7 protein-coding genes are annotated in these 7,468 nt (G+C 74.5%); 5 read left to right on the top strand and 2 right to left on the bottom strand.

Translation table 11 applies throughout. The annotated features are described in order from the left end of the window. A partial coding sequence (locus QL983_RS09470; protein ID WP_290152604.1) for a CoA transferase occupies window positions 1–1,141 on the top strand: 1,141 nt, incomplete at its 5' end. A gap of 25 nt (window positions 1,142–1,166) precedes the next feature. Then, window positions 1,167–2,393 (top strand): acyl-CoA dehydrogenase family protein, encoded by a 1,227-nt coding sequence (locus QL983_RS09465; protein WP_230278182.1) that lies wholly within the window; start codon window positions 1,167–1,169, stop codon window positions 2,391–2,393. Window positions 2,394–2,408: 15 nt separating this feature from the next. Here the strand turns inward: QL983_RS09465 and rimK are convergent, their stop codons facing one another. Then, on the bottom strand, window positions 2,409–3,644 hold the full coding sequence (rimK, locus tag QL983_RS09460; protein ID WP_230278183.1) for a 30S ribosomal protein S6--L-glutamate ligase: 1,236 nt from the start codon (window positions 3,642–3,644) through the stop codon (window positions 2,409–2,411). Window positions 3,645–3,671: 27 nt separating this feature from the next. On the opposite strand from rimK, the gene QL983_RS09455 reads away from it, so the two are divergent. The 3 genes from QL983_RS09455 to QL983_RS09445 all read left to right on the top strand — a co-directional run bounded on the left by QL983_RS09455 (window position 3,672) and on the right by QL983_RS09445 (window position 6,276). After that, window positions 3,672–4,202 (top strand): ATP-dependent zinc protease, encoded by a 531-nt coding sequence (locus tag QL983_RS09455; protein WP_063188563.1) that lies wholly within the window; start codon window positions 3,672–3,674, stop codon window positions 4,200–4,202. After that, window positions 4,199–5,314 carry a succinylglutamate desuccinylase/aspartoacylase family protein gene (locus QL983_RS09450; RefSeq protein ID WP_290152595.1) on the top strand — a complete coding sequence of 372 codons (1,116 nt, stop codon included), beginning with the start codon at window positions 4,199–4,201 and terminating at the stop codon, window positions 5,312–5,314. Before QL983_RS09455 ends, QL983_RS09450 begins: the two co-directional genes overlap by 4 nt. A gap of 218 nt (window positions 5,315–5,532) precedes the next feature. Then, the gene (locus QL983_RS09445) at window positions 5,533–6,276 is read left to right on the top strand and encodes an MBL fold metallo-hydrolase (protein ID WP_036314391.1); all 744 of its coding nucleotides are present in this window, start codon (window positions 5,533–5,535) and stop codon (window positions 6,274–6,276) included. Window positions 6,277–6,290: 14 nt separating this feature from the next. Here QL983_RS09445 and QL983_RS09440 read toward each other — a convergent pair. Next, the coding region (locus QL983_RS09440) for an MFS transporter (protein WP_290152593.1) at window positions 6,291–7,468 on the bottom strand (1,178 nt) is incomplete at its 5' end.

Below are 7,468 nucleotides of genomic sequence, written 5' to 3'. Positions count from 1 at the left end.
GCTCCCCCTCGACGGTGTCCTCGTCGCCGACTTCTCCCGCGTCCTGGCCGGCCCGCTCGCCACCATGACGCTGGCGGACCTCGGGGCGCGCGTCATCAAGGTGGAGCACCCCGTGCGCGGCGACGACACCCGCGGCTGGGCTCCGCCCCGCTCGGCGACGGGCGCCACCTACTTCGAGTCCGTGAACCGCAACAAGGAGTCGGTCGGCTGGGACCTGAAGGACCCCGAGGACCAGCGGCGGGCCGCCGCCCTGGCCGCCCGGGCCGACGTCGTGGTCCACAACCTCAAGCCCGGCACCATGGAGCGCCTCGGCCTGGGCTACGACGACGTCGCGCGGGAGAACCCGTCCGTGGTCTACGCCGCCGTCTCCGGCTTCGGCGACCGCGAGGGCCGGGACCTGCCCGGCTACGACTTCATCGTCCAGGCCGCGGGCGGGCTCATGAGCATCACCGGCGAACCGGACGCCCCGATGAAGGCGGGCGTCGCCCTGGTGGACGTGCTCACGGCCAAGGACCTCACCGCCGGCGTGCTCGCGGCCCTGCTGCGCCGCGAGCGCACCGGAGAGGGCGCCCACCTGCGGCTGAACCTGCTCTCCTCGCTGCAGGGGGCGCTCGCCAACCAGGGCCAGGCCTGGCTCGGCGCCGGCGTCGTCCCGCGGCGGATGGGCAACGACCACCCCTCGATCGCCCCCTATCAGCTGCTGACGTGCCGGGACGCGCCGCTCGCCGTCGCCATCGGCAACGACGCGCAGTTCCGCACCTTCACCGCGGCCCTCGGCGTCCCCGGGCTCGCCGAGGACCCGCGCTTCACCACGAACACGGACCGGGTCGAGCACCGCGAGGAGCTGCGCACCGCCCTGGAGGACGCACTCTCGGCGCAGACAGCGGCCCACTGGCGGGACGTGCTGCAGGCCGAGCGGCTCCCGGTCGGCCTCGTGTCCACCGTCGCCGAGGGCGTCGAGCTGGCCGAGTCCCTCGGCCTCGAGCCGACCATCGAGGTCCAGGACCGCTCCGGCGCCCCCGCCGGCCGGCAGTTCCGCCACCCGGTGCAGTGGGACCCACCCGTCGCGCACCCGCGCCACGCGCCCCCCGCGCTCGGTGCGGACACGGCGGCCGTCAACACCTGGCTCGACGCCCGCTGACCACCCCGCAGAGAGGACCCCCGCCATGACCATCCCGTTCCACGCCGAGGCCGACTCGTTCCTCGGCCGCGCCGACGTCGTCGGCCTGGACTCCCTGTTCTCCGCCGAGGAGAAGGCCGTCGCACTGCAGGTGCGCGGCTTCGTGGACGAACACATCCGCCCGCACATCGCCCGCTGGTACGACGACGCCGTGTTCCCCCGCGAGATCGTCCCCGAGCTGGGCCGCCTCGGCGTGCTGGGGATGCCCTACGAGGGCCACGGCATGCCCGGCCGCTCGGCGGTGGAGTACGGCCTCGCCGCCCAGGAGCTCGAGGCCGGCGACTCCGGCCTGCGCACCTTCGTCTCCGTGCAGGGCTCGCTCGCGATGGGCGCGATCCACAAGCACGGCTCCGAGGAGCAGAAGGCGCAGTGGCTGCCGCGCATGACCACCGGCGAGGCGGTCGGCTGCTTCGGCCTCACCGAGCCGGGCGCCGGCTCGGACCCGGCCTCCATGACGACGACGGCCCGCCAGGAGCCCGGCGGCGACTGGGTGCTCGACGGGGTCAAGCGCTGGATCGGGCTGGCCACGCTGGCCGACGTCGCGATCATCTGGGCGCAGACCGGCGAGCCCGGCGACGGGCGCGGGGTGCGCGGCTTCGTGGTCCCCACGGACACCCCCGGATTCCGCGCCGAGGCGATCACCCAGAAGCTGTCCATGCGGGCCTCGGTGCAGTGCGAGATCCACCTCGACGGCGTGCGCCTGCCCGCCTCCGCAATGCTGCCGGCCGACTCCGCCGTCGGGCTCAAGGGCCCCTTCCAGTGCCTCAACGAGGCCCGCTACGGGATCATCTGGGGTGCGATGGGTGCGGCCCGCGACTCCTTCGACGCCGTCCTCGACTATGCGATGGAGCGGCAGCAGTTCGGGGTGCCGCTGGCCTCCCACCAGCTGACGCAGGCCAAGCTCGCGGACATGGCCGTGGCCATCGGCAAGGGCTACCTGCTGGCGCACCAGATCGGCCGCGCCAAGGACGCCGGCCCGCTCACCCCCGCCATGATCTCGGCGGGCAAGCTGGACAACTGCCGCGTGGCCATCAGCATCGCGCGGGAGGCCCGCGAGATGCTCGGCGGCAACGGCATCACCCTGGAGCACTCGCCGCTGCGGCACGCGAACAACCTCGAGTCCGTGCGCACCTACGAGGGCACGGACGAGGTCCACCAGCTCACGCTCGGCCGGCACCTCACGGGCATCGGCGCGTTCGCCCCGGCCCGCTGAGCCCCGCGCCCGGGGTCAGGCGTCGTCGGCGGGCACCTCGGGCGCCGGGACCTCCTCGGCGACGGACGCGAGGATCGGGGTGGCCGGCAGCTTCCGCACGCGCTTGGGGCGGCGGGCGCGGGCGGGGATGAGGGCGCGCATGTTCTCGGTCTTGCCGAAGCAGAGCAGCCGGTCGCCCTCCTCGAGGACCTTGGTGTCCGCGGGGTTGGGGAACACGGAGGTGCCGCGGTGCAGGGTGAGCACCTGCAGGTCCTTCGCGAGCAGCCCGGAGTCCTCGATGGACTGGCCCACCCAGCCGGAGCCGGCGTGCACGGTGATCTCACCGACCCCGTACCCGGTGGACACGGCCAGGCGCTGGCGCACGTCGATGTCCGGGAAGCCGGCCTGGTCCGCCACGTAGTCGATGATCGCGCCGGCCACGTCCAGGTCCGTGGCGGCCTCGATGCCCTGCAGCCCCGGCGAGGAGTTCACCTCCATGACCAGCGGGCCGTGCTCGCCCTCGAGCATGTCCACGCCGGCCACGCGCAGGCCCATGATGTGGGCCGCCCGCACGGCGGTCTCCGCGTACTCGGGCGAGAGCTCGACGCGCTCCACGGTGCCGCCGCGGTGCACGTTGGAGCGGAACTCGTCCCCCTGGGCCCGGCGGCGCATCGCGGCCACCACGCGGTCCCCCACCACGAGCGCGCGGATGTCCGTGCCCTTGGACTCCTCCACGAACCGCTGGATGAGCACCTGCTGGTTGGTGCCGTGCAGCGTCTCGATGATCGCCTCGGCCACCTTCTTGGTCGGCGCCAGGATCACGCCGATGCCCTGAGTGCCCTCGAGCAGCTTGATCACCACGGGCGCCCCGCCCACCATGTCGATCGCCGTGGAGACCTCGCCGCGGTTGCGCACGAACACGGTGGCGGGCATGTCGATCTCGTGGCGGGAGAGGATCTGGGTGGCCCGCAGCTTGTCCCGCGAGTTCATGATCCCGGCGGCCGTGTTGGGCGTGTAGACGTCCATCTGCTCGAACTGGCGCACCACGGCGGTGCCGAAGTAGGTCACCGAGTTGCCGATGCGCGGCAGGACGGCGTCGTAGCCGGAGAGGGGGCGGCCGCGGAACATCAGATCGGGCTCGTCCGAGCTGAGGTCGATGCCGAAGCGCAGGGTGTCCAGGACCTTCACCTGGTGGCCGCGCTCGAGCGCCGCGGTCTTGAGGCGCTGCGTCGAGTAGGCGCGCAGGGAACGGGAGAGGATGGCGAGCTTCATGACCGCTTTCCTGGGAGGATGAGGGGCGTGTCTGAATCTAAGCACACGGCCCCGGCCCCCCACGGCGTGCCCCCCACCGACGACGGCGCCGCTCGCCCGGGGCTGGTGGGCTGGCGCGAATGGGTCGGCCTGCCCGCCGCCCACACCCCCTGGATCAAGGCCAAGATCGACACCGGCGCCCGCACCTCGGCGCTCCACGCCTTCGGCATCGAGCGGTTCGCCCGCGACGGCGCCGCGTGGGTCCGGTTCGAGGTGCACCCGTGGCAGACCTCGGCGGCGGACGCGCGGACGGCCGAGCTGCCGGTGGCCGACCTGCGCACGGTCCGCTCCTCGAACGGCGAGGCGCAGGAGCGCGTCGTCGTCGTGATGCCGCTGACCCTGGCCGGCCGCACGATCGAGGCGGAGGTGACCCTGACCCACCGGGACGAGATGGGCTTCCGCATGCTCGTGGGGCGCACCGCGCTGGCCGCCGGCGGCCTCCTCGTGGACCCCGCCGCCTCGTACGTGGGCGGGCAGCCGCCGCGCGGCGTGCGCCGCCGGAACCGGGGACGCGCATGAGCCGTCGCCCCGCCCGCGCCCCCTTCGCGTTCGGCGGGGTCGAGGTGGCGGCCGGCCGCCGCCACGAGCTGTCCCTGCCGATCTCCCAGCTCGTCACCGGCGCGGACGTCACCCTGCCCGTGCACGTGCTGCACGGCCGCGAGGACGGGCCCACCGTGTGGGTCTCCGCCGCGATCCACGGGGACGAGGTGGCCGGCGTCGAGATCGTCCGCCGCGTCATGGAGCGGCTGCAGCCCACGCAGCTGCGCGGCACCCTGCTGGCCGTGCCCATCGTCAACGTGCTCGGCGTGATGGCCGGGGACCGCTACCTGCCGGACCGCCGCGACCTGAACCGCTCCTTCCCCGGCTCCGCCCGGGGCTCGCTGGCCTCGCGCATCGCGCACCTGATGATGACCGAGGTGATCGGCCGCTGCACCGTGGGCATCGACCTGCACACCGGCGCGGACCGCCGCTCCAACCTGCCGCAGATCCGGTGCGACCTGGAGGACTCCCAGACCCGTGCGCTCGCCGAGGCGTTCGGCGCGCCCGTGCTCTTCCACGCCCGCCTGCGGGACGGCTCCCTGCGCGCCGCGGCCCGCGAGACCGGCGCGCGCGTGCTGCTCTACGAGGCCGGTGAGGCCTGGCGGTTCGACGAGTACGCGATCGCCCCCGGCGTGGACGGGGTCCTGCGCGTGCTCGCCGCCCTGGACATGGTGGACCCCGCGGACATCGGGCTCACCGAGCCCGGGCCGGACGCCGTCGTCGACGCCCCCGGTCCGCTGCCCGGCGAGGTCCCCGAGGAGCGGACCACGGACGTGCCCGAGGCGACCGACGCCACCGGCGAGGACACCGCCGCCGTGCACCCCGACGTCGTCGACGGTGAGCAGGACGCCCCCTACCTGGTGTGGCAGTCCACCTGGGTGCGCGCCCGCGCGGACGGCCTCGTGCACCTGGACGTCGCGCTCGGCGAACGCGTGAACGCCGGGGACCGGATCGGCGCGCTCTACAACTCGTTCGGCCGCCGCCTCGCGCACGTGAAGGCCGAGCTGACCGGCGTGGTCATCGGCCGCACCGAGGCACCCCTGGTGCACCGCGGCGACGCCCTCGTGCACATCGGGGGATGGGACGCGTGAGCACCCCCACGACGACGGCGGGCCCCGACGCCCGCGCGCTGACCCGGGGCCACCGCAGGGCGAGCCGGGGCCGCGGGGCGCCGTCGTCGGGCCGGCGCGGGACGCTGAGCCCTACCGCGGCCGCGCGCGCCGATGCTCCACTGGTGGGGTCCGAACCGCCCGCCGAAGCCCTCGCCGGGCCGGCGGTGCGGACCGCCCACCGTCCTGGAGGTTCCGTCATGACCGCCCGTCCCGTCGCCCCCGGCATCCACCTCGTCCAGCACGCGAACGTGAACTGCTACCTCATCGAGGACACGGACGGGCTGACCCTTGTGGACGCCGGCCTGCCCGCCGTGTGGCGTCCGCTGGGGCACGCCGTGCGCGCGCTCGGGCGTCGCCCGGAGGACATCAAGGCCCTCGTGCTCACGCACGCGCACTTCGACCACGTCGGTGCCGCGCGTCGCCTCGTGGAGCGGCTGGGGGTCCCGGTGTACGCCCACCGCGCCGAGCACTACCTCGCCGCCCATCCCTACTCCTACGCGCACGAGAACCCGCGCGCGCTCTACCCGCTCCGCCACCCGGCCGCGCTGCCGATCCTGGGCTCGATGGTGGCCGCCGGGGTGTTCACGGTGAAGGGCGTCAGGGCGACGGCCGAGCTCACCCCGGGGGAGACGGTGCCCGTCCCCGGGCGCCCCGTGGTGGTGCCGAGCCCGGGCCACACGCACGGCCACTGCGCCCTGCACCTGCCGGACCGGGACGTCCTCATCTCCGGCGACGCCCTCGTCACCCTGGACCCCTACACCGGTCGCCGCGGCCCGCGCATCATCGCCGGGGCCGCGACCGCCGACAGCGGCCTCGCCCTGCGCTCGCTGGACGCCCTCGCCGCGACGGGGGCCGGCACGGTCCTGCCCGGTCACGGCGAGCCGTGGCACAGCGGCGTCGCGAGCGCCGTCGAGGAGGCGCGCCGGCACGGGCCCGCCTGAGCGCGCCGCCCGGTTCAGGCCGGGGGCGGGCGCCGGGCGATGGCCCGGCCGCCGTGCACGAGCCGGTAGTAGAGCAGCAGCGCCATCCCGACCCCGCCGGAGAGCAGGTACATCACCGGGATCCCGACGGCGGCCGCCACCGCGCCGAGCACCATGGGGCCGAGGCCGGTGCCGAGGTCCAGGAGCAGGAAGAACGTGCCCGTGGCGACGCCGATCTCGGTGGGCCGGACCACCTTGATCGCGATGGTCTGGAACACGCTCACCACGGGCCCGTAGGTCAGCCCCAGCAGGGCGCCGGCCGCGAGCATGCCCGCCGGCTCCCGCCACAGCGCCAGCACCGCGTAGGAGACGGCCATGCCCGCGAGGATCGGGTAGACGACGGCGTTGTCCCCGTGCCGGTCGTGCAGCACGCCCAGGACGGCGCGGCCCACGATGGTGCCCGCGGCGAAGAGCAGGAAGAACAGGCTCGGCACCATCGCCGGGTAGCCCTGCTGCTGCGCGAACGTGGCCATGAACGCGAGGATGCCGCCGTACATGAACCCGGAGGCCAGGGCCACGCCCGCCGCCGGCGCCACCTCCGCGGAGAACACGTCCGCCCGGTGCAGCCGGAACCGGCCCGTCAGCGGCGGCTCGGGCACGCGCAGGAACAGGGCGATCAGCAGGGCCATGCCCGTGAAGCCGATGCACGCCCAGAACAGGGCGTCGTAGCCGAGGGTGGTGCTCAGCTGCAGGGCCACCATCGGCCCGACGGCGCCCGCGAGCGTCATGGACGTGGAGAACCAGCCGGTGCCCTCGGAGCGGCGCACGGGCGGGACGATCCGCTGCACGGCCGTGGCCAGCACGGTGCCGGCCGCGCCGAAGCACATGCCGTTGAGCAGCCGGACCGCGGTCAGCGTGGCCAGGGAGTCCGCCCAGAGGTACGCCGCCGTCGTGAGGACGTAGCAGGCCAAGGCGACGAGCAGGACCCGCCGCCGCCCCCACGCGAAGGTGGCGGGCGTCGTCGTCATGCGGGTGAGGACCGCGCCCAGCACGAACGCCCCCACCACGACGCCGGCCTCCGCGTCCGACGCGCCGAAGGACGTGACGGCGTAGAGCGCCATCGCGGTCATGAGCGTGTAGAAGATCATCGCCACGAACAGGTAGGTGGCGCTGACGAGGATGAACGGGCGCGTCCACAGGGGCGGGCGCGGGG

Source organism: Micrococcus sp. APC 4021, assembly GCF_030407635.1.
Lineage (GTDB): Bacteria > Actinomycetota > Actinomycetes > Actinomycetales > Micrococcaceae > Micrococcus > Micrococcus luteus.
The sequence above is the reverse complement of the archived record's forward strand: the minus strand, read 5'-3'. Positions and strand labels throughout refer to the sequence as shown.

Bases quoted from the DNA above. Each gene is read 5' to 3' on its own strand.
- QL983_RS09465 (WP_230278182.1), top strand. From the start codon at position 1,167: ATGACCATCCCGTTCCACGCCGAGGCCGACTCGTTCCTCGGCCGCGCC.
- rimK (WP_230278183.1), bottom strand. From the start codon at position 3,644: ATGAAGCTCGCCATCCTCTCCCGTTCCCTGCGCGCCTACTCGACGCAG.
- QL983_RS09450 (WP_290152595.1), top strand. From the start codon at position 4,199: ATGAGCCGTCGCCCCGCCCGCGCCCCCTTCGCGTTCGGCGGGGTCGAG.
- QL983_RS09445 (WP_036314391.1), top strand. From the start codon at position 5,533: ATGACCGCCCGTCCCGTCGCCCCCGGCATCCACCTCGTCCAGCACGCG.